General features: G+C 68.5%; 14 protein-coding genes. 9 read left to right on the top strand and 5 right to left on the bottom strand.

Annotated elements, in window-relative coordinates:
• The first annotated feature begins 177 nt into the window (after positions 1 to 177).
• Genes ACN469_RS12045 through ACN469_RS12035 form a run of 3 tightly spaced genes read left to right on the top strand, consistent with a single transcriptional unit; the run spans position 178 to position 4,946 of the window.
• A complete protein-coding gene (locus tag ACN469_RS12045; RefSeq protein WP_498767278.1) occupies positions 178 to 1,449 on the top strand; it encodes a DEAD/DEAH box helicase in 1,272 nt (423 codons plus the stop codon).
• A 60-nt stretch (positions 1,450 to 1,509) separates the two neighbouring features.
• A complete protein-coding gene (locus ACN469_RS12040) occupies positions 1,510 to 4,110 on the top strand; it encodes an exonuclease/endonuclease/phosphatase family protein (RefSeq protein ID WP_498767276.1) in 2,601 nt (866 codons plus the stop codon).
• A complete protein-coding gene (locus tag ACN469_RS12035; RefSeq protein ID WP_498767274.1) occupies positions 4,107 to 4,946 on the top strand; it encodes a hypothetical protein in 840 nt (279 codons plus the stop codon). Before ACN469_RS12040 ends, ACN469_RS12035 begins: the two co-directional genes overlap by 4 nt.
• 63 nt (positions 4,947 to 5,009) lie before the next feature.
• Here ACN469_RS12035 and ACN469_RS12030 read toward each other — a convergent pair whose 3' ends face one another.
• A complete protein-coding gene (locus tag ACN469_RS12030; RefSeq protein WP_498767272.1) occupies positions 5,010 to 6,659 on the bottom strand; it encodes a serine hydrolase in 1,650 nt (549 codons plus the stop codon).
• 296 nt (positions 6,660 to 6,955) lie between these two features.
• Here ACN469_RS12030 and ACN469_RS12025 point away from each other — a divergent pair, with 296 nt between their 5' ends.
• Together ACN469_RS12025 and ACN469_RS12020 are read left to right on the top strand one after the other, a co-directional pair.
• Positions 6,956 to 8,161, top strand: coding sequence for an MxcI protein (locus ACN469_RS12025; protein ID WP_498767270.1), 1,206 nt, complete (start codon positions 6,956 to 6,958; stop codon positions 8,159 to 8,161).
• Positions 8,162 to 8,268: 107 nt separating this feature from the next.
• Complete coding sequence (locus tag ACN469_RS12020) at positions 8,269 to 8,886, top strand: MXAN_6652 family MXYO-CTERM-anchored protein (protein WP_498767268.1); 618 nt, start codon at positions 8,269 to 8,271, stop codon at positions 8,884 to 8,886.
• Between the two features lie 87 nt (positions 8,887 to 8,973).
• Here ACN469_RS12020 and ACN469_RS12015 read toward each other — a convergent pair whose 3' ends face one another.
• Positions 8,974 to 10,440 carry a hypothetical protein gene (locus tag ACN469_RS12015; protein WP_498767266.1) on the bottom strand — a complete coding sequence of 489 codons (1,467 nt, stop codon included), beginning with the start codon at positions 10,438 to 10,440 and terminating at the stop codon, positions 8,974 to 8,976.
• A gap of 248 nt (positions 10,441 to 10,688) precedes the next feature.
• On the opposite strand from ACN469_RS12015, the gene ACN469_RS12010 reads away from it, so the two are divergent.
• Both ACN469_RS12010 and ACN469_RS12005 read left to right on the top strand, forming a co-directional pair.
• Positions 10,689 to 12,098, top strand: a complete 1,410-nt coding sequence (locus tag ACN469_RS12010) for an amidohydrolase family protein (RefSeq protein ID WP_498767264.1) — start codon at positions 10,689 to 10,691, stop codon at positions 12,096 to 12,098.
• An 81-nt stretch (positions 12,099 to 12,179) separates the two neighbouring features.
• Entirely contained in the window at positions 12,180 to 12,911 is a 732-nt protein-coding gene (locus tag ACN469_RS12005) for a TetR/AcrR family transcriptional regulator (protein ID WP_498767262.1), read from the top strand.
• An 11-nt stretch (positions 12,912 to 12,922) separates the two neighbouring features.
• Here the strand turns inward: ACN469_RS12005 and ACN469_RS12000 are convergent, their stop codons facing one another.
• Together ACN469_RS12000 and ACN469_RS11995 are read right to left on the bottom strand one after the other, a co-directional pair.
• Positions 12,923 to 14,182, bottom strand: a complete 1,260-nt coding sequence (locus ACN469_RS12000) for an alpha/beta hydrolase family protein (RefSeq protein ID WP_498767260.1) — start codon at positions 14,180 to 14,182, stop codon at positions 12,923 to 12,925.
• Positions 14,183 to 14,359: 177 nt separating this feature from the next.
• A complete protein-coding gene (locus ACN469_RS11995) occupies positions 14,360 to 16,474 on the bottom strand; it encodes a S8 family peptidase (protein WP_498767258.1) in 2,115 nt (704 codons plus the stop codon).
• A gap of 262 nt (positions 16,475 to 16,736) precedes the next feature.
• On the opposite strand from ACN469_RS11995, the gene ACN469_RS11990 reads away from it, so the two are divergent.
• Together ACN469_RS11990 and ACN469_RS11985 are read left to right on the top strand one after the other, a co-directional pair.
• Positions 16,737 to 17,933, top strand: coding sequence for a serine hydrolase domain-containing protein (locus ACN469_RS11990; RefSeq protein WP_498767256.1), 1,197 nt, complete (start codon positions 16,737 to 16,739; stop codon positions 17,931 to 17,933).
• A 162-nt stretch (positions 17,934 to 18,095) separates the two neighbouring features.
• Positions 18,096 to 19,796 carry a serine hydrolase domain-containing protein gene (locus ACN469_RS11985; RefSeq protein ID WP_498767254.1) on the top strand — a complete coding sequence of 567 codons (1,701 nt, stop codon included), beginning with the start codon at positions 18,096 to 18,098 and terminating at the stop codon, positions 19,794 to 19,796.
• On the opposite strand, the gene ACN469_RS11980 is transcribed toward ACN469_RS11985, so the two are convergent.
• A complete protein-coding gene (locus ACN469_RS11980) occupies positions 19,793 to 20,887 on the bottom strand; it encodes a leucine-rich repeat domain-containing protein (RefSeq protein WP_498767252.1) in 1,095 nt (364 codons plus the stop codon). The genes ACN469_RS11985 and ACN469_RS11980 overlap by 4 nt on opposite strands.
• Positions 20,888 to 21,142 lie beyond the last annotated feature (255 nt).

Below are 21,142 nucleotides of genomic sequence, written 5' to 3'. Positions count from 1 at the left end.
ACTCCATGGTTCGCGCCAGGGGGGCGGAATCTCACACCGGCCTGTCCTTTTCCCGGCCCCCCCGACGGAGCCACGCCCCCGCCGAGGTACGCCCCGGGCAGCCAGGGAGGCTGCCGCTGAGCCACCCCACCCCTTTAGGCCGGGTGCGCCCCCCTCCGTGGGATAGGGTGCCCGGCCATGACCTTCTCCTCCCTCGGTCTCTCGGACGCGCTCGTCCGCGCGATGAGCGACCTCGACTGCCTCGACCCGACACCCGTGCAGCGCGCCGCGATTCCAGCGGTGCTGCGGGGCGGTGACGTGTGGGCGTCGGCACCGACAGGCTCGGGGAAGACCGCCGCGTTCGTGCTGCCGCTCCTGGAGTCCCTGGCCATGAGTCCTGGCGGCAATCCCCGGCGAACCCGCGCCCTCATCGTCGTGCCCACCCGCGAGCTCGCCGCTCAAATCGCCGAGGCTGTCGAGCAGCTCGGCCGACATCTCGCCCGACGAGTGAAGACGTGCCTCGCGGTCGGCGGCGTCTCGCTGAATCCCCAGATGATGGCGCTGCGCGGAGGCGCCGACCTCGTCGTGGCCACCCCTGGCCGCGCGCTGGACCTGGTGGACCAGAACGCGCTCCGGCTCTCCACCGTGGAGACCCTCGTCCTGGACGAGGCCGACCAGCTCCTCTCCCTGGGCTTCGCCGACGAGCTCACGCGCCTGCTCGCCCTGCTCCCCAAGCGCCGCCAAAATCTATTGTTCTCCGCCACCTTCCCACCCGCCGTGGGAAAGCTCGCCGCGGACCTGCTGCACGAGCCCACCCGCATCGACATCCCGCCAGAAGTCCTTCCCGGCGCGGACCTCGTCGTCCAGCGCGCCATCGAGGTGGACGCGGGACGGCGCACGATGCTGCTGCGGCACCTGCTGGAGACTCAGGGCTGGTCCCACGTGCTGACCTTCGTGGCCAGCCGGTATGGGTCGGAGCACGTCGCGATGAAGCTCAACCGCGCCGGCATCACCGCGGCGCCCCTGCACGGGGAGCTCAGCCAGGGGGCACGCACGCGCGCGCTCGCGGACTTCAAGGCGAAGCGCGTGAAGGTCCTCGTCGCCACGGATGTCGCCGCGCGCGGCATCGACATCGTGCAGTTGCCCGCGGTCGTGAACTACGACCTGCCGCGCTCGCCCGTGGACTACCTGCACCGGATTGGCCGCACGGGTCGCGCGGGCGAGCCGGGCACGGCGCTCAGCTTCATCAGCGCGGACACCCAGGCCCACTTCCGGCTCATCGAGCGGCGCCACCAGCTCCGCCTCCCCCGCGAGCAGCTCCCGGGGTTCGAGCCCGTCGATGTCCCCACCCCGCCCCTGGACGTGAATGGCGGAGTGAAGGGGAACCGCAAGAGCAAGAAGGACAAGCTGCGCGAAGCCGCCGCGGCTGCCGCGAGCCGCCCGCCGTCGCGCAAAATAAAAGGGGCGTGAAACACAGGCGGGAAGATCCGCGAACGCCTTCGTTCCTCTGGGGCACAACCCGGAGGTTTCATGCAACGCGGTGCATTCCTGTTGGCTCTCGCCAGTCTCATCCCCACCTGGGCCCTGGCGGCGCCCCACGTTACGAGGCTTCCTCCCCAGAACGCAGCGGTCCACTGCAGTCCCGGCTCGACGTGCGCCCAGCCCACGGTGGACGGCTGGGTCCCTCCGATGGAGTACGCGGACGGCAAGAAGTTCCCGCTGCAGGACTATGTGAACGGCGGCCCCAACGGCGAGCTGTACCTGCTCGTCAGCGACAACGCCGAGTACACCTCGGAAGAGTGCAACTTCGGAATGCCCAAGGCCGGCGGGATTCCCTCGGTGCAGACGAACCCCTGCCTCTCGCAGACGCTGTTCATCGGCATGCGCCTGCCCCGGCCCAAGGACGCCAACGGGACCTTCCTGGATGCGGCCGGCGTCATCGACGTCTGGCTCGATGCCCAGCGTGACGCCACCATCAACCAGGTCGCCGGGGCGAACCAGCCCCGCTCCGAGGACCGATACCTCCAGCTCCGCTACTCCACCGGTCCGAACGGAAACACCACGCTGTCGCAGCGGATGGGCAACAACACGAATGGTTGGACGGCGCTGACGGCCCCCAACCAGGCCTGGGCCACCACCGCAGTGGTGTCGACCCCGAGCGCCCAGTCGTCCCTCGTGCACATCGAGTTCGCGGTGAAGCTGCGCAGCAGCGTGCCGCCCATCGTCGGCAGCGAGCCGCTGTCCGCCCTCGTCCGCAAGCTGGGCCTCGGCATCCAGAGCACCGTCTTCTCGGTGGCCGGCGCCACGCAGCGGGTGGGAGGCGGCATCTTCCCCAACGTGAAGAACCAGTCGCCCGTCGACTTCATCCCCTCGACCTGGGAGACGCTCGAGCTCAAGGAGCCCGTCTCCATCCCTCTCAGCTTCACGATGTGGAACGTGGGGCAGATGCCTGACGCGACCTTCTGGGTCAGCGACGGTGGCTCAGGGGAAATCGACACCGTCGCCGCCAAGATCTTCAGGAAGGAGGTCGCCTGCATCTCCGAAATCTGGATGTCCCATGAGCGCGGCGAGCTCGTCGAGAAGGTCAACGCGCTGCGCGCCATCGAGGCGCTGCCTCCCATGCAGGCCGTCACGGAGCTGAACGACGACGTCTTCAAGCTGGCCACGGAAAGCACGGGCCTCGTGCTGCTGTCCTCACGGCAGATTCTGGAGGGAGGCGTGCACCACTTTCCCTCGCACATGTGCACCGGCTCCGACTGCCTCCAGGACAAGGGCGTCATCTGGGCGCGCATCGCCACCCCCGCCGCGACCACGCCCGTCGTCGTCAATGATGATACCGGCGCGCCCAGGGTCGCCACGGCGACGGACTACGGCGAGTTCGTGGACGTGTTCTGCACCCACGTCAACGCGGGGGAGAACGTCCCCGGCCCCGACACCGATGCCCGCGAGGACCAGCTCTTCGACATCAAGGCCTATGTCCAGCAGGTGCGGAAGGGCGGGCCCCTGCACGAAAACACCTTCCCGTACCTGCTCGGCGACGACGACATCTTCCCCCAAGGGACGTGGCCGAGCGGCATGGACCGCCCCGCCTTCCTGCTCGGGGACATGAACACCCTGGGGCCCAAGGCCACCCAGCCCGACTCCAACTTCCCGGCCTATCAAGACATGGTGGGCCCCAGCTTCCTGGCCATCAACCAGCGCACTGAGTTCGAGAAGGCCAACAGCCTCTTCTCCGAGGCTCGCGACCTGGCGCGCACCTCGTCCGGCCCGGACCCGATGGCGACCGGAACGTGGCTGAGCAGCCAGTGCACGGACCTGGTGACGGACGAGCTGGGTTCCAAGGACCGGCTCGACTACGTGCTGGTGTTTCCTGCCGAGGACACGCTGGCGTTCCCCACCTACGCGCTGCTCAAGGAGCCCACGGCGGACGTCAAGCCGCACTTCGACCCTGACTCCGGCATCCTCATCGCGAGCCCGCCGCAGCCGCAGCTCTTCCAGCAATGCCTGTCGGACCACGCGATGGTGGACGTGAGCGTGGCCTTGACGCGGGTGAAGGATGTCGTGAAGTACAACCCCGCCAAGCCGCACCGGATGGAGTACGCGGTGAAGCAGGTGACGGACTTGGAGACGGAGAGCGGCTGCTGCGCGGACTGGTTCACGCCCCGAGTGCACATGACGGCGAATGGCTTCTTCCGGGAGAACGCCTTCCTGACCATCGTCGAGGACCAGACCATCTACCCGAACTGGCAGGTGCGGACCGGGCCGGACAATCCCACGCAGTTCCCGGACCTGCCCGCCAACTTCACGGGGGTGGTGAACATGACCTCCGCCATCTGGGAGGAGGATACCGGCCCCAATGACCACTACGACTCCATCCCCGAGGGTGGCGCCGGAACGGCGGTGGACGAGCGGGACGGCCACTTCAGCTTCTTCGCGGCGTCGGGCCTGGTCCTCCGGGTGAAGGGCGAGACGAATGCCAATGATTGGCTCAACGGGCTCGAGATGATGGGGAGCTTCCTCAATGGCTTCGAGAACGGCATGTCCCTGGAGACCGAGGGCAAGGACCTGGACACGGGCGACAACGCCCGGGTGCGGCACTACATCCAACTGAAGGAGCTCGAGTCCCCATGAGCGCAATGAATCTGAAGTACGCAGTGCTCGCGCTGCTCCTCGGGGGCACGGGTATCGCCCACGCCGTCGAGCCGATGGTGCCGTACGACAACTTCAATCCGTCGGAGTCCAACCCGCCTCGCGCGACGAAGGTGCGCGGCATCGACGCGGCACGGTGGGCCCACGGAGAGACGGGGAGCCGTCAGCAGGCCCTTCGTGAGCTGGCCTTCACCCGCCTGCGGCTCATGAGCCGGTCCAACACGGGCACGGGACGCTACGGCCTGCGCTTCACCCAGTCGTCGGTGGTGACGGCCATCGAGGCGAAGGTCCGCGTGAACAACGCCCGGAGCACGGGGTGCGCGGCGCCGGGTGTCGGGGTCTCTCAGGGAACGGCGGAGCTGTCCGGCCACTTCTTCAACGCCGCCACGCCCAGCCGGGCCAGCGCGAAGGATGACATCACCGCGTCCATCCGCATCGTCTCCCGGTCCACGGACCCGCTGGGCTCGCAGGACCTGCGAGTGGAGGCCAACATCGAGCGGTGCAGGGACGCGTCGTGCACGGGGCGCAGCTCGCTCTTCACGGCGGACCTGGGCCTGATTCACCAGGGCGAGCAGGCCCGCTTGCGAGTCCAGTGGGACGCGGCGAATGACCGCTTCGTGTTCCAGCGCGACAGCCAGCCCGAGGTGTACGGCGCCTACACCGTCACGGACACCCTGGCTCCCGGCATCGCCAACAAGGAGCTGGTCGTGACTCACGCCCTGCCCTCCTGCGGGAGCGGCAGTCCCAGTCCGCTGGGGTATGTGAATGCATACTTCCACGATGTGCTGGTGAACCAGTCGGCGGCACCCGCGCCCTGACGTCATCACCCGGCCCACCCCGAGGCCATGGGGTGGGCCGCTGGAAGGCCCCGTCACGGCGCCCTAGCGACGGGTGAACACCCCCAGCTTGTCGCGGTTCCACGCGTTGATGGTCAGCGAGAGGACCTTCGTTCGCGGAGCGGCGAAGAGCGCCCCGGAGAACCCACTCGCGTTCTCGCCCGTGGTCTCGAAGAAGAACTCATCACCGCTGTAGTGCATGAGTGGGAATCGCTTCCCCGCGGGGCCGACGGTGAACGACAGCGCCCCATCCTTCAGCGTCACGGTGAGGTCACCGTAGACGCGATTCGGATAGGTGCCGACGTAGGCGTTGAGGTTTCGCGCGGGAGCCGGGCTCACCGCGGGCTTGGAGTACTTCGTCTGGTCCGCGGTGATGGGGTCGGCCACGATGGGCCCGAAGAAAGCCAGCCAGTCTCGCGTCGACGCGTTGTAGCGAACGATGTCCACGAACTCGGCGGAGATGGCCTCCGGCACGCCTCGAGGGTCCGCGTTCGTCAGCACGGCGATGGCCAGCTTCTTGGACGGATAGACGGTGATGACCGTGGACGCTCCGCGTCCGAAGCCGCCCGAGTGCCCCAGCCTCAACTCCCCGGTGTCCTCGTAACCCACGTTCCAGCCCAGCCCGTAGAAGCTCGTCCGTCCCCCCAGCTCCTCCGGACCCTGGGTGACACTGTTGGGCCGCCAGATGGTCTGCAAACCCGGGACGTCGACCACCGGGTTCGGAATGCCCGGGTAGCCGCCCCCCGCGACCAGCATCGTCAGCCACCGGGCCAGGTCTCTCACCGACGAGTTCGCGCCACCGGCGGGCGCCTGACCGTCATTGTTGGCCCCCAGGTCCGGCTTCCATTGGCCATCCACCAGCGTGTGCAGCGCCGCCCGGTTCTTGCTCGCCTGGAGGTCCGCGAAGGAATAGGAGGTGCTGCTCATGCCGAGCGGCGCGAAAATCATCTCCCGCGCCAGGTCCTGCCAGGAGCGCCCCGTCGCCGTGGCGAACGCCAGCGCCCCGGCCGTCAGGCCATAGTTCGTATAGGCATACGAGTCGCGAAACCGCGTCAGCGGATACAGCGCCAGCTTCGAGATGATCTGCTCACCGGTGTAGCCCAGGTCCTCGAGCAGGTCTCCCGCATGGTCGGGCAAGCCACTGCGATGCGAGAACATGTCGGCGACCGTGACGTGCTGCCCCACCCAGGCATCCGCGAGCGTGAAGCCAGGACGGAACGTCTGCAGTGTGTCGTTCCAGTCCACCTTGGCCAGACGCCGTGTCAAAGCCGCGGCAATCACCGTGGAGCTCAGCGGCTTGGAGACCGAGGCGAGCTGGAACACCGTGTCCGCATCGACGTCACCCACGACGCCCGCCTGGCGCTCGCCCAGACCCTTCAGGTACCTGACCGCGCCGTCGTACACCACCGCGACCGCGATTCCGGGCACGGTGGAAGCCGCCTTGTCCTTCTTGACGATGTCGTCGAGCACCGCCAGGGCTCGCGTCACCCCGTCGGCGGTGATCTGCCCGGAGGCCGTGGATGTCGCTGGGGCCGCGGCTCTCGGCCTGGGGGCTGGCACGGCCGCCTCCGCTGTCGAGCCCGCCCCGGCGAAGGCCGCCCCGACGCCCGCGGCACCCAGCCCGCCCAGCAGCGTCCTGCGTGCCATGCCCGTCGCCGTCGTCGGTGGTGACCCCTGCCCATCGTCTTGCGCCATGACTCCCCCCGGAAGCCTCACGTCGAAGAGGTTTCGACGCACCCGCGCCGAGCACACTGGGAGGCCCGTGGACGCACACGCAAGAGACCCAGGTGCCAATGTGCCGCCGGGTCAACCTCACCTCGTTTTCGAGCTACGGCGGGCCCGTCGGTATTCCTTGACATCAAGGTTTCCCCACTTTATTACGACCTGAAAACGATAATGCGTATCGTTCTCATCTGTGGACGCCCCTCACCAGGGCGGTCGCCACGGGTGGAGCGGCGCATTTCCATCCCCCCCGTTGAGAGGCTGTTCCCATGAAGCATCCCGTTGCCTTCCGTTCCTTGCGCTGGTCCCTGGCGCTGCTGGCCCCTTGTCTCTTCACGGGCTGCGGCGACTCGGACGATGAGGACACCGGACCGCTGTATGCCATCACCACGCAGCTGCTCGCCCAGGACCCGGCCGAGAGCTACGTCCTGGTGACGAACAAGGCGGAGCAGACCAGCGCGCTGACGCTGGACAACGCCATCAAGGTTCCCGGCCGTGCGCTCGGCGTGGGCATCCCCAAGTCCGGCTCGCTCTACGTGGTGACGGACGCGAACCCGGTGGTCACCCGCTACAAGCTCAATGGCAGCCGCCTGGAAGAGGCGGGCACCGTGAGCTTCGCGAGCCAGGGCGTCACCTCCATTGGCGAGTACCAGGCCAACTTCCACTTCATCTCCGACACCAAGGCCTACTTCTTCGACGGCGCCACCTCGAAGGTCGTCATCTGGAACCCCACGGCGATGACCGTCTCGGGCAGCATCCCGCTCCCCGAGCTGAACCTCCCCGACACCATCCTGGCCTTCTCGGGGGCCGTCGCCCACCTCGGCAATCAGTTCATCATGCCCGTCGGCTGGCGGCCGGCGTCTGGCAATGGCATCACCCGCAAGGCGGGCGTGGTCTCCATCGACACGGCGACGGACGTGCCCACTGTCTCCACGGATGACCGCTGTGGCTACACCCACGACATCGCCGTCGCCTCCGACGGCACGGTGTTCCTCGCCACGGAGGCGTATGGCGCCGCGGTTCGCCGGACGGATGGCGCGGACGCGCCGGAGCCGTGCCTGCTCAAGTACAACGCGCAGACGCGCACCATCGACCCCACGTTCTATCGGTCACTCGGCGGACTGGTGGGCGGCGGCACCGCGGGCGCGCTCATCCCCGGGCCCCAGGGCACCGCTTACGTGCGCGTGCTGGATGAGAGCATCGCTCCGGTGCTCGAAGGCACCCACCCCCGCACGGTGGCGAGTGGGACGGGCTGGCAGTGGTGGGAGCTGAACCTCACCACCCTGGTCGCCACGCGCAAGTCCGAGTTCCCCTCCACCTCCGGCAGCGTCTTCCTCTACGAGTCGGAGAACCACACCCTCTACACCGAGTTCGGAGCAGGCGCCGCGTCGACGACGCTGCGGGTGCTGGGTGAGAACGGCAAGCCCACCGTGACGACGCAGGGCCTCTCGTTCTCCTTCGTCCAACTGCGCTGAAGCGAAGCTGTTCCTGGAAGTCCCCTGCCCCTGGTTCCCGACGGGCCGTGTGCGAACGGAACCGGGGGCAGGCCCCCGTCACACCTGCTTGTCATCTTGGAGATTCGATGCGTCTTTTGTTCCGTCTCGCGGGCGTCTTCGCGGTTTCGTCGCTGTGGTCCCTCCCTGCCTTCGCCACCGGCACCGGCATCACCGGGCAGTCGGGCAAGGGCGGGCCGACGTGCAACACGTGTCACACCGGCGGGGAGACGCCCACCGTCGCGCTCGAGGGCCCCACGACGCTCGAGCCCGGAGGCACCGGCCAGTACACCTTCATCATCCGAGGCGGCGCCGCGAAGACCGGCGGCGTCGACATCGCGGTGAGCGGCACCGAGGCCGTCCTCGTCGCGGGTGCGAATCTGAAGAAGCTGGGAGCGGAGCTGGTCCACACCCGGCCCATGGAGTTCAGCGGGAACGAGCTGCGCTTCGCCTTCTCGCTCACCGCGCCGTCGTCCGACGTCACCCTCACGCTCTTCGGCGCTGGCAACTCCTCCAACGCGGACCAGAACAGCACGGGTGACCGCGCCGCGACCACGAGCGTGGCCATCCAGGTGGGCAAGGGCACTCCCACTGCTCCTGTCCCCGGAGACGATGATGGAGGCGGTTGTGCCGCCGCGGGGGGCGTCTCCTCGTGGGCGCTGGCGATGCTCGCCGTTCCCCTCGCGCTGCGTCGTCGCCGGAGCTGAAGCGCGCCTCGTCGCTGACCTCAGGAAAAGAGCCGCGCCCACCCTTGGAGTGGGTCGCGGCTCTCGTCCATCAGCACTGACCGCGAGCTACTGGCAGCTGCCCGACTGCAGGTAGTCGAGCAACGAGCCACCGCCGCTCGAGACCTCACGGCCCACCAGGCACTGGCCCGCGGAGACGGCCACGCTGGAGGTACCGGCGGTGAGCGACAGCTCTCCGGTCACCACCTGAATGCCGCCCTTGAAGCCGGTGGTGGCGTTGGCGCGCACCGGACGCAGGCTCGGGCCACCGGAGCCACCCGTGAAGCGCACGCGGTACGTCGCCTCCTCGTACCCCGCGGGGACTTCCATGTCGGGGTCCGCCTTGAGCGGCGCCAGGAAGAAGCGCGCCACCAGGTCCACCTCCGGCTGCACGCGCACCAGCGGCAGCCCGTCATCCCCGCGCGACAGCGTCAGGTCGAAGTGGCGGCCGGACTGGCTGTTGAGGTCCAGCGTGAAGAGCTTGTCGTTGCCCAGGCTCAAGAAGCTCTGCGCGTCGCCGAGCCCCACGTGGCCCACGGTGAAGTCCTTCTGGTTCTCCGTCGCCTCGAGCGTGAACGACAGGCCCGACAGGGACACCGTCCAGTCCTTGCCACGCAGCGCCGGCGCGACGCCCGCGTACGGCACGCGCACCTCGGTGGTGTTCAGGTCCAGCAGGAAGCGCGCGCGCTTCGCCGCGCCATCCGCCTCCAGCTCCACCAACGGAGCCGCGCGCGCCGAGGAGATGGCGATGGTGCCATCCTCGCCCGCCAGCTCCAGCCGCAGCGCCTGGAGGATGGAGCCGCTGACAATCCAGTGCTGCGCCCCCTCCTTCGTCACCTTCAGCTCCACCTGACCGACCATCACCGTCGGCAGCGCCTCGGCCGCCTCCGCGTCGAGCTGCTGCACCGCGCTCTTCACGCCGCCCAGGTCCACCACCAGCGCGATGACCTTCGGCAGGAAGCGCAGCGACACGGGATTGGCACGCTTCGAGCCGATGAGGAACGTCAGCTCCAGCCCGTCATCGTCCAGGCTCGTCGCGCGCACGCGCAGCTCGGACTGGTTCACGAACTTCACGCAGTCGGTGTCCGCCAGCTCACGACCGTCGGTGCAGACATTCTCGCCCTTGAGCAGGAAGACGGTGGAGGCACCCTCCGTCGACTCCACGTGCTCCGCGGTGAAGACGCGCTCGCGCAGGTACTTCTCCAGGCGCGCGGCCTGGGCGCTCGTCTCCGCCTCGTTGGAGAAGTCGGGAAGCGAGGAGCCGTCCTCTTCCGCCTCCTGGCTCGGGAGCGCGGGCATGGGAACGTCCGCGAAGCCCTTGCTGAAGACGGACAGGGCCTCTTCCAGACTGTCGACCGCGGGCAGTCCGTTCATCGTCCGTACGCTCGCGCTGACGCCGCGCACCATCTCCGCCGAACGGCTGGCGGTGACCTCCGCGACCTTCTGCGCATCGGGCGGCGGGTTCTCGCTGTCGCATCCCGTGGCGACCAGCGCGAACACCGCGACGCCGGCAAGCCAGAACCTGGCGGTTTTCATGAACTGCTCCTTGGAAAGGGGTGTGGGTACGTATCCCCTCTTGAGCAATGCATGGGCCAACCGTGACCCCCTGTGTTTCCAGGGGTTACCGTCGTGACTGGGGTGTAGCGCGCTGCACACCGCGACTTCACTGTCACGAAGCCTGCGCACCTCTCGCCATCGGCGCGCGCGCGTCGAGCCGGAATTGGACGCACCGCGCCAAGCGGCGGATTTGACTTAATATACATCGTAAATTAACTCTCCCGGAGATGACTCAGACAGAGCGCTGGCTTCTCCAGGGTGCCACCGTGGTGACGGGAGACCCGGACTTCGAAGACCTCCCGTGCGGCGATATCCTCATCGAGGACGGGCGCATCACCGCGATGGGCCGGGAGCTGCGCGTGGAGGGCTGCCGGGTGCTCCCGCTCGCCGGCAAGCTGGTGATGCCGGGGCTCATCGACACCCATCGGCACACGTGGCAGACGCCGCTGCGCGCGCTGGGCGGCGACTGGACGGTGCTCGACTACCTGGCGGCGGTCCGGGTCAAGCTCTCGCCGGTCTTCCGTCCAGAGGATGTCCATGCGGGCACCCTCGCGGGGGCACTCGAGGCGCTCGACGCGGGCATCACGACGCTCGTCGACTACTCCCACTGCATCTCCTCACCAGCCCATGCGGACGCGGCCCTCCAGGGGCTCCAGGATGCGGGCATCCAGGCACTCTTCGCCTATGGCTACGCGCAGGGCCCCGCGCCGAGTCCCGCGTTCCCCACCCCCGAGCATCGCTTCGCGGACGCCCGTCGGCTCCGTGAGGGTCCTCTCGCCTCCGACAGCGGGCGGGTGCGGCTGGGTATCGCGCTCTCCGAGATGCAGGTGCCGTGGGAGCAGAGTCGAGCGGAGCTGCTCTCCGCGCGCGAGCTGGGCGTGCCCATCACCCTGCATTGCTCGGCGTGGCCCGTCACGGGGCCGAGCGAAGTCGAGCAACTGGGCCGCGACGGACTGCTCGGCCCGGACCTCCTCTTCGTGCACTGCACGTTCAGCGGTGACGAGGACCTGGCCCGCATCGCCGACAGTGGAGGCTCCATCAGCGCCACGCCGGAGTCGGAGCTCCAGATGGGCATGGGGTTCCCCGTCATCGGGCGCGCCCTGCGGGCGGGCGTCCGCACCACCCTGGGCTGTGATGTCGTGGCGAGCAACGGGGGCGAGCTGTTCACCGCCATGCGGCTGGCGCTCCAGTCCGAGCGAGGCCGCGCGAATGCGCTCGCGGGCCTGCCCAGGAGGCTCGACCTGAAGGCGGGCCGCATGCTCCGCATGGTGACGCAGGACGCGGCCGACGCCCTCGGGCTCGGGGCCGTCACGGGCTCCCTGCGCCCCGGGAAGTGGGCGGACCTGGTGGTGCTCTCCGCCGACGCCCTGAACATGACGCCGCTGGGCCAGCCTCGTGACGCGGTGGTGATGCAGGCGCACGCGGGGAACGTCGAGTCGGTGATGGTTCGCGGCAAGCTCGTGAAGCACCAGGGGGTCCTCCTCGAAACGGATGTGGCCGCCGTCCGGCGGAAGGTCTTGCGAGCGCGCGACGCGGTGCTCGAGCGCGTCGGGGGGCTGTCCGCGCTCCTCGCTGACCAGGCGGCGCTCGAGGAGCACTGGAACCTGGGGAATGGACTCGCGGACGACGCGGGGTGAAGAACCCGTTTGCGCGTCTCGCGGAGCCGACTACGTTGGCCCGCGCCGTGGTGTGGCTCGCGCGGCGGTTCGAGGAGTGGGATGGCTGGTCGCGAAGCTCCGGAGGGAAAGAAGGCGAAGAAGACGATGGGCCGCCCCCCTCGGCTGTCCCTCCTTCTCGTCACCGAGGCCGCCACGGAGCTCGTGCGGCAGAGCGGGCTGAGGACTCTCTCGATGCGCGCCGTGGCGGAGCGAATCGGCGCGACGCCCATGGCCCTCTACAACCACGTCGGAGACCGCGAGGAGCTGGTGTCACGCGTGGTGGAGCACATCTTCGAGCAGCTCGTGCTTCCCGACGCCACCCTCGCGCCCCTGGACTGGCTGCGAGAGGTGGCGCTGCGCGTGCGCGTGCTCGGCCTGGCTCACCGGGGCGTGATGGACTACCTCCTGGAGGAAGGTCCGGCCGTGCACGGAGCGCTCCTCGTGCTGGAGCGCACCGTCAGCAAGCTCCACGACGCGGGAGTGCCCTGGAGCGAGGCCGGGGACCTGCACAACACGTTCTTCTCCTGGCTCGCGGGCACCATCCGGCGCCAGGAGCAGTGGGCCGCCAGGGACGAGGGTGCGCCGCCTCCCCTTCAGCGCTTCCACACCGCGGCCCTGGCCCTTCCCGCCAAGGACTACCCTGGCGTGAAGCACACCCTGTCTCGCATGCGGGCGCTGGATGTCGACGCGGAGTTCGAGAACAGCCTCGACTTCATGCTGGAGGGAATCGGCCGACGCATCCAGCGACATCAGGACGAGGCCCCGCCCGTGAAGAAGCCTCGCCGGAGGTAGCGCGGCGGCGGTCAGTGCGTGCGGACGCGGGCCAGCCGGTCGGCGAAGAAGTCGAACATGCGTAGGTCCGTGAGCGCCCTGCCCAGGGGCTGGCAGTGGGAGCCCGCGCCCTCCTCGCGGGTGAAGCGGAGGTGCTCCTTCTCGCAACGAAGCGCCTGGAACAGGGCCTCCGCCTGGCCTGGCCAGAACTGCTCGCCCTCCGTGTCGAGGACGAGCAGGGGCGTGCGGATGCGCTCCACGACGTCGCGCAGGTGGTAGCGCAGCACCTGGGAGAACGTGTCGAACGGCGTCCCGGTGCCATAGGGCCTGCTCCGGAAGGCCATGACGCGGGCCATGACAGGGTCTGCCTCCACTTCGCGCATCGCCTCGTTGAACGTCTCCCGCGCTCCCGTGTGCAGCAGCGCGACGAGCTCTGGTGGCAGGTGTGACGTCCACGACGTGGACACGTCCATCACCCCAGGGTCCACCACGGCGGCGACGAAGCGATGCTCGAAGGCCAGGGCGCGAGGAAGCCAGTACCCTCCCTGGCTGATGCCGTAGGCCAGCAGCCTTCGCGCATCCACATCCGCGCGGGACACCAGCGTGTCCACGACGGGAGTGAGCACCGCTTCCCAGTCCGGCCGAAAGGGAATGCCCTGCTCGAACAACAGGGACTGCTGGCCTGGGCCGTCGTACACGAAGGCATTGAAGCCCCGTCGCAGCGCTCCCGAGACCCCCGTCCCCCACAGCGACGTGAGCGAGCCGTCACTGCCATTGGTCAGCACGAGCGTCGGCCGCGATGTGCCCGAGGCATCCGGACGGAGGAGATACCCGGGCAGGACTCCCCGCTCGTAGGGAACCTCCACCCGGAGGAAGCAGCCCCCGGAGCGGGACACCACCGCGTCCCAGCATCGACGATGCAGGGCGAAGGTCGGCATCAGGACGCGGGGGTCCGCCAGCCCCGTGACGAAGGCGAGCGCGCGCGAGTACGCCTCCGCCGCCGCCAGGAAGAACCACCGCGCGCTCTCCTCATGTCCGGAGACCGCGCTCGATTCAGCCTGGACGCGCAGCCGCTCCGCGGACGACCTCCAGGCCTGGAACCATCCTTCCGCGCTCCCCTCCTCGATGGACGCGAGCGTCACGAGGACTCCACCGATATCGCCCACCCCTTGGGATGCGAGGCCCAAGGCAATCCGCGCCTCGAAGTCGAAGTCGGGGTCCGCGAAGAAGCGCGCGGTGATGCCGCTGCGCCGCGTGTCGTGAGGAAGGGTCGTCGTCGTTGCCTCGCTCATGCCGTCCTCGCTCCCATCCTGGCTGGACGGGAAACGTCATACTCATGAGGACAGCCTTCAAGCAGACGGCCCGCCCGGGCGGCCGTGGCATCCATCGCCAGGCCGGCCCGAGCGGTCCATTTCGACAGGAGAGCTCCGGACGCCCGAGCCTCCAGTCGCCTGGAGCAGGCGTGCCGCCTACGGCCCCGTCAGCCGGCTGAGTGTGAAGGAGGGACGATTCCATGTTCCTCCCGGGAAGCTCAACGAGGAGGAAGCCGACATGGCGCCTGGCGCGCCCGCCGAGCCGTTGACCGTGAAGGTGCCCGCGGGGCTCGACGAGGTCGACGGTGTGCCGGTGCACCCGGGACACAGGTTCGTGCCCGTGACGTACGTCATCGGGAACGAGAGCGACGTGGAGGTGCTGGTCACCACGCCCTGCACCCACACCGGGGTGCTGCCCTGGTAGGCGGTGAGGTTGGCGAAGTGGGTGTTGCCTTGCGTGTCGAAGGTGACGCCCCAGCCGGACTGCGCCGCGTTGTACCAGGCGCCCGTCAGGTTCATCACCGGCGTGCCGCCGCCGAACGCCAGGAACGAGATGGGCTCGTTGCCCGACAGCCCGCCCAGCGTCCAGTAGAAGTGCCACGCTCCGAAGTTGTGGGTGAAGCGCAGGGTGCCCACCACAGACAACGTCGCGCTCGAACCATTCCACGAGGTCCGCAGCAGGTCGCCGCGCCACTCACCGGGCTCCGCGTTGAGGTAGCTCACGTACCACGTGGGGACGCCCGCTGAGGTGTACGTGTACCAGGTGACGTAGAGCTTGTCGGAGGCGACGTGCTGGATGTCCAGGCCGTTGCCGGAGCGTGAGGGGTTGTACCAGGTCCCCTTCGTCGGGAGCGGCGGGAGGTTGGTGTAGATGGCCGCCGCCGCGTTGATTCGGCCAGTGCCACAGTTTGAGCCACAGCCGGCGACGGCCGTCGCGGTGCCCTTGATGCGCGCGGCGACCTGCGCGGGCGTGAGGGAAGGCTTCTGCGAGAGGATGAGCGCCGCCAGGCCCGCGACATGCGGAGCCGACATGGACGTGCCGCTCAGGTAGCGGTGGCAGTAGTCGCCCGTCAGGAGCGAGCCCCCAGGCTTCCCAATCGCCCAGGCCGAGACAATCTGGTCCGTGCCGCTGTACGGATCCCAGGTGTTGGGGTCGGAAGGACAGCCGATGCCCTGGCCGAAGAAGCCGGAGCTGGCGGTGCCTCCTGGCGCAATCACATCCACGCGGGAGCCTCCGCTGCTCCACGTCGCCCGCGCGCCCGTCTGCGTGCTGGCGCCCACCGCGATGACGCCATTGCAGGAGGCGGGCGTGACGTTCGCCGCCTGATAACCCGCCGCGCCGTCATTGCCCGCGGCGGCCACCACCACCACGCCCTTGGCGACGGCGTAGTCCACCGCGCCCTGGATGTCGGGATAGCTCGAGCAGGGATAGACGGCCGAGGGGGAGCTGGGGTCGTAGGCCGTGCCGAAGCTCATGTTGATGACCCGCGCGCCATTGTCCGCGGAGTACCGGATGGCCTCGTCCACGGTGGCCAGGGTGACGCCGTTGCCGGCGTTGGAGACCTTGACGGGCATGAGCTGACAGCCCCAGCAGACGCCGGCCCCTCCCACGCCGTTGTTCGTGCGCGCCGCGAGGATGCCAGCCACGTGCACGCCGTGGTGATAGGTGTTGGTGTCATAGGGGTTCGCGTCCCCCTCGCCGAAGTCATATCCAGCGGTCCACGCACCGAGCAGGTCAGGGTGGTCCAGCCGGCCGGTGTCCAGCACGGCGATCTTCACGTTGCCGGTGACGGTGTTCCAGGCCGTGGGCAGGTTGATGGCAGGGTAGTTCCACTGCTGCGCATAGAGCGGGTCCGTCGGCGTGGCGAAGAACTCCAGGTAGAGGTTCTCGTGCGCGTACTCGACGTTCGGGTCCTGGCGCAGTACGGCGATGGCCGCCAGCGTGAGGGCCTCCTCCTCGGCGATGGAAGGCGCCACGGGCCGCTGCTCCGACTCCAGCGCCACCAGCACCGCGCCACTGGAGAGCGACTGGACGCGCTCGGAACGGAAGCCGCGGACCGAGGGAACGGCGTCCGCCGCGAGGCCCCGGACGGAGTCCTTGAGCTTCACGATGGCCTGCCCCGGAACGAACCGCCGGGGGTTCTTCGCGGACGTCACGGGCGCGGGGGACGCCGGCGGTGTCTCGGGGGCGGGAGCTTCGGCGCCACAGGCACTCCACAGAAGGGATGTCAGCACCCAGGGGACAAGGCGCGCTCGAACGACAGTCTTCACTCAGCCTCCAGTCTAGAGATGGATTGAAAAGACCATACCCCGCGAAGTCTCTCTTCGCGGGCTCGTTCCACGCGGACCCCAACCTGGTAACCTGGTCAGACCCCAGTCCGAGTGGTGTCCAGCCTGCCCCCCGACCTTGGACCCCGACGTTAGGAACCACCTCAAGCTCTCATGCGCCAAGAAGCGCGCGGCCTTGGGCCTTCACGAGGGCATGCGCGTTGGCACAGGTGACACCGACGCATCCGGACGGTGCTTCATGGGCATGACCCAACATTCCCGCACTTCCGAAATCAGTCACGGTGAGTCACTCGAACGCGGGCCCGCGCGACGGTCGAGGCTCGCCGCGCTCCCCCTTGCCCTGCTCATCGGCCTGGCGAGCGCGGTCAGTGGTTGCGATGACAGTGATGACGAGCCCACGACGCTGCACGCCGACCTGCAAGCCATTCTCGAGGACGCCGTCGCCAAGGGCGTCACTCCGGGCGTCGCCCTCGCCGTCTCCTCCAGCAAAGGTGCTCCGTGGCTGGGAGTCGCCGGTGTTGGAGATGTCGAGCGGAACCTTCCCTTGTCCGCGCAGCACCACTTCCGCGCGGGAAGCATCCTCAAGAGCCTGGTCGCCACCGCCGTGTTGCAGGGCGTCGAGCGGCGCACGCTCGCGCTGGATGACACCCTGACGGAGCGCCTGCCGACGAGCGTGACGGACCGCATCCAGAACGCGGAGACCATCACCGTGGCCATGCTGCTCAGTCACCGTTCGGGCATTCCAGAGTGGGTCACCGAGGAGACGGACATGGCCATCGTGAACGACCCGGAGCACGTCTGGACGCTCGATGAGATTCTCGGCATCGCGGCGGCACAGCCCTCGTCGTTCCCGCCCGGTGCCCGATATGGCTACTCGAACACCAACTACGTGCTCCTCGGCGAACTCCTGTCCGCCACGGAAGGCCGGGGCTGGCGCGCGGTCGTCCGCGAACGAGTCATCGAGCGAGCCGGCCTCTCTCACACGCGTCTGCCCGAGCCGGGAGACCTGGGCTGCACGGAGCCCTGCGCGCGCGGGTACATCCCCTTCGATGAGGAGCTGGCGGATTTCACCGTCGTCGACCCTTCGATGGCCGGGGCGTCTGGCGGGCACGCCCTCGAGACCACCGTCTCCGACCTCATGACCTTCTGGAAACAGCTCCGCGCCGGTGCGCTCTTCGAGCGCGCGGAGACCCTGGAGACCATGCTCGCGTTCCAATCGGCGCCCGAGCCCGAGTCACGCCTCATCGGATACGGGCTCGGGGTGATGCAGCTCGAGGCCAACGGGACTGTCGCCGTCGGGCATCTGGGCACCACGGCGGGCTACCAGAGCTTCATGCTCTACGTCCCTGGGACGGGCCGCTACGTCACGGGGGTCATCAACGTGATGGGGGACCTGGCCGCCGTGCTCGAGCCCATCCTGGACCGCGCGGCGCGGCCCTGAGCCTCGGAGGGCTGGAGCTTCTTTCGGTTCACCGCCTGAAACACGCGGTTCACCGACGCCTGGCGGGGCTTCGCAGATATGCCCCGCGAATGGACGGGAGGCTCGGGAATCCTCCCTGGCGCGGCGGGCGGCTCGACGACCCGCCCGAGGAGCCTCCTTCGCATGCGACCTTCCCGTTCCCTCCTGCTGCTGGCCCTCGTCGCTCAGTGGGCCTTGCCAACCACCATCGCCAGCGCCCAGACGTCACGAGGCTCGCGGACCCAGCGTCATGCACGCGTCGACGCCATCTTCTCGCCGTGGAGCGGCAAGGCCACGCCCGGCTGCGCGGTGGGAATCTCTCGCGACGGCGTGCTGGACCACGCGCGCGGCTACGGCATGGCGAACCTGGAGTACGACGTCCCCATCACGCCGCGCTCCGTCTTCAATCTGGCCTCCATCTCCAAGCAGTTCACCGCGTTCTCCGTCGGGCTGCTCGCGCAAGAGGGCAAGTTGTCGCTGGACGACGACATCCGCCAATACCTGCCGGAGATACCCCACTACGGCAAGACCATCACCATCGCGCACCTGATGCACCACACCAACGGGTTGCGCGAGCAGGGCCAGCTGCTGAGCCTGGCCGGCTGGCGCGGCGACGACCTGACCACCGAGGCGGACACCCTCGAGGTGTTGACCCGGCAACGCGGCGTGAACTTCGAGCCGGGCACGGAGGTCCTGTACGGCAATGCCGCGTACACGTTGCTGGCGGTCATCGTGCGACGCGTCTCCGGCAATCCCCTGCGAGCCTTCGCCGACGAACGGATCTTCAAGCCGCTCGGAATGACCGACACCGAGTTCCTCGACGACCACAATGCAATCATTCCCAGGCGCGCCATGGGCTACTTCCCCCGTGAGGGCGGCTGGCGAATCAGCATGCCCAACACCGACAACTACGGCCCCGGTAATCTGCTCGCCACCGTCGATGATTTGCTGAAGTGGGAGCAGAACCTGCTCGATGGGCGCGTCGGCGGGCCGGCCTTGAGGGCGTTGATGCAGACCTCCGGCAAGCTGAACAACGGCACCGAGCCTGGTTATGGTGGTGGCTTGCATCTGGGCGCGCATCGCGGCCAGCGCACGGTGCGACATGACGGCATGGCCTCTGGCTTCCGCACGGAGGCCGTCCTCTTCCCCGACCCACGGCTGGCCATCGTCGTGCTATGCAACGGCGGCTCGATTGATGCCACGGACCTCGCGTGGAAGGTGGCCGCGGTGTATCTGGGCGACGTCTTGAAGGACACGATGCCTCCCGCCGTCGCGCTGCCGGAGGGGGAGTTGTCGGCGCTCGCCGGCGACTACTGGAGTCCCCTGACGGACGAAGTCGTGCGGCTGGAGGTCAAGGACGGAGCGCTGCGCGAGGTCGGCATGCCCAAGGCCTTCGTCCACATCGGCGATGGGGCGTTCCGACCGGGCGAGTCGACGCATGTGTGGCGCTTCGCGGCGCCGAAGGCCCAGGGCCCGCGCGAGCTGAGCATCCGGGACACCTGGCCCACGACGAGGGACTTCATCCGCCTGAGCGCGCCCATGCCCACGGGCTCGGACCTGGCGGCGTTCGTCGGACAGTACCGGAGCGAGGAGGTCGACATGACCTACACGGTGCGCGTCGCGGACGGCAAACTGGCGGTGCGCTGGCCCCGTCGGGACGAGGTCATGCTGGAGCCCGTGGGTGGGGACCGGTTCGTCGGTTCGCTCGGAGCGGTGACCTTCACCCGGGCGGCCTCCGGAGGCGTCGACGGGTTGCTGGTCAGCAGCCGCCGCCTGCGCCGGTTCCGCGCGGAGCGGATGGGGCTGTCACGACCAGCGCCCGCCGTGGGCCGGACCGGCCCCTAGCTCAAGCCAAGCTTGCACTCGGGGAGTGCGCGCCGGAGCTGCTCGAGTTCCGCTGGCGGCAACGTCGTCCAGTAGAGGCTCAGGGTCCGAAGCCAGGGCATCCGGAAGAGGACGGGCGGCACCGTCGTCATGGGCGTGGACTGGAGGTCCAGGAACTTCAGGCGGCGCAGCCGCTCCAGGGCGTCCGGCAAGGTCATCAGGCCGGTCCGGTTCAGGTCGAGCGACTCGAGTGATTCGAGGTCACCCAGTTCGGGCGGAAGCTCGGTCAACTCGGGGTTGAAGGACAGGTCCAGCCGCTTCAGCTTGGAGAGGCGTCCCAGCTCAGGGGGAACCTGCTTGATGCCCGTCGTGCGCACCCACAGCGACTCCAGCTCGGTGAACTCGCCAATCACCGAGGGCAGCTCGCCCAGCTTCCGGCCGTTGAACAACAGCTCCTTCGAGTCCCGTGGGAACTTGTCGAACAAGTCGGCCGGGCCCTTGGCCTTGGCGGGCGCCTTCGCCTTCGCCTTCACCGAGACAGGAAGGGAGGCCCCTTCGAGGTCCGGCGGCTCCACGGAATCAGCCCCCTCCCCCGTGCCGTCGAGCGCCTCGGCCATCTCGTCCAGTTCCTGTGCGAGCCAGGAGGAGAACGGCCCCAGTTCGTCCACGGGGAGGCTGTCCTCCACGCTCCAGACAACCAGGGCGTCTTCGGTGGTGCTCTTGCCAAAGGCGAAGCCATTGACGTCGTCGATGTCGCGGGACGCGAACATCACGAACGCGTAGGTGTGAGTGCCCGCCTCACGCTCCGCGCGGACCTCGTCCCACGTCCGGTCAGGAACTCCCGTCTGCTGGGACAGGCCCACCTGCCAGCGCGGCGGGAGGAAGCCCAGCGTGGACGCGTCGTGTGACAACCACCGGTAGCCCAGTGTCTTGACGAACTCGACATAGTCAGGCGGCAGCAGCGGCGCGGCGTCGAACGCGGTCGAGAACGGCACCACCCGAGGCTCCAGGTCTTCCGGATACCGGCCCGCGGCGCCCTTCCCCAGCACCTGGATGGCCTGCTTCTCCACCCGCTTCCACTGCGTCGCCAGCGACACGGTCTTCTTCGGCATGCCGCACCCCTACCCGCATCCTCCGATGGCGGGGAAGCACGAAGTGACCCGCGAGCGCATCCCATGCCGGGCTTGGAGGGCAGCTTGAGTTCCGGAGCCTCGCGGGGAGTTCCTGAAATTCGTCCCCTGTTCGCACTGGGAGTCGTGACGCTATCACTCGCAAGCGCGCAATCACACACCACGCATCCCACCGAGCATGTGCGTCCAATCCATTGGACACACCTGTCCACGCGGGTGTGCAGCCGCGTGCCCCGC

Source organism: Corallococcus terminator, from assembly GCF_049194865.1.
GTDB classification, from domain to species: domain Bacteria; phylum Myxococcota; class Myxococcia; order Myxococcales; family Myxococcaceae; genus Myxococcus; species Myxococcus terminator_A.
The sequence above is the reverse complement of the archived record's forward strand: the minus strand, read 5'-3'. Positions and strand labels throughout refer to the sequence as shown.

What these genes read in the sequence shown, in the direction of transcription:
- ACN469_RS12035 (WP_498767274.1), top strand. Translation starts at nt 4,107, where the DNA reads ATGAGCGCAATGAATCTGAAGTACGCAGTGCTCGCGCTGCTCCTCGGG.
- ACN469_RS12000 (WP_498767260.1), bottom strand. Translation starts at nt 14,182, where the DNA reads ATGAGCGAGGCAACGACGACGACCCTTCCTCACGACACGCGGCGCAGC.
- ACN469_RS12040 (WP_498767276.1), top strand. Translation starts at nt 1,510, where the DNA reads ATGCAACGCGGTGCATTCCTGTTGGCTCTCGCCAGTCTCATCCCCACC.
- ACN469_RS12010 (WP_498767264.1), top strand. Translation starts at nt 10,689, where the DNA reads ATGACTCAGACAGAGCGCTGGCTTCTCCAGGGTGCCACCGTGGTGACG.
- ACN469_RS12025 (WP_498767270.1), top strand. Translation starts at nt 6,956, where the DNA reads ATGAAGCATCCCGTTGCCTTCCGTTCCTTGCGCTGGTCCCTGGCGCTG.
- ACN469_RS11985 (WP_498767254.1), top strand. Translation starts at nt 18,096, where the DNA reads ATGCGACCTTCCCGTTCCCTCCTGCTGCTGGCCCTCGTCGCTCAGTGG.
- ACN469_RS12045 (WP_498767278.1), top strand. Translation starts at nt 178, where the DNA reads ATGACCTTCTCCTCCCTCGGTCTCTCGGACGCGCTCGTCCGCGCGATG.
- ACN469_RS11980 (WP_498767252.1), bottom strand. Translation starts at nt 20,887, where the DNA reads ATGCCGAAGAAGACCGTGTCGCTGGCGACGCAGTGGAAGCGGGTGGAG.
- ACN469_RS12030 (WP_498767272.1), bottom strand. Translation starts at nt 6,659, where the DNA reads ATGGCGCAAGACGATGGGCAGGGGTCACCACCGACGACGGCGACGGGC.
- ACN469_RS12005 (WP_498767262.1), top strand. Translation starts at nt 12,180, where the DNA reads ATGGCTGGTCGCGAAGCTCCGGAGGGAAAGAAGGCGAAGAAGACGATG.
- ACN469_RS11990 (WP_498767256.1), top strand. Translation starts at nt 16,737, where the DNA reads ATGACCCAACATTCCCGCACTTCCGAAATCAGTCACGGTGAGTCACTC.
- ACN469_RS12020 (WP_498767268.1), top strand. Translation starts at nt 8,269, where the DNA reads ATGCGTCTTTTGTTCCGTCTCGCGGGCGTCTTCGCGGTTTCGTCGCTG.
- ACN469_RS12015 (WP_498767266.1), bottom strand. Translation starts at nt 10,440, where the DNA reads ATGAAAACCGCCAGGTTCTGGCTTGCCGGCGTCGCGGTGTTCGCGCTG.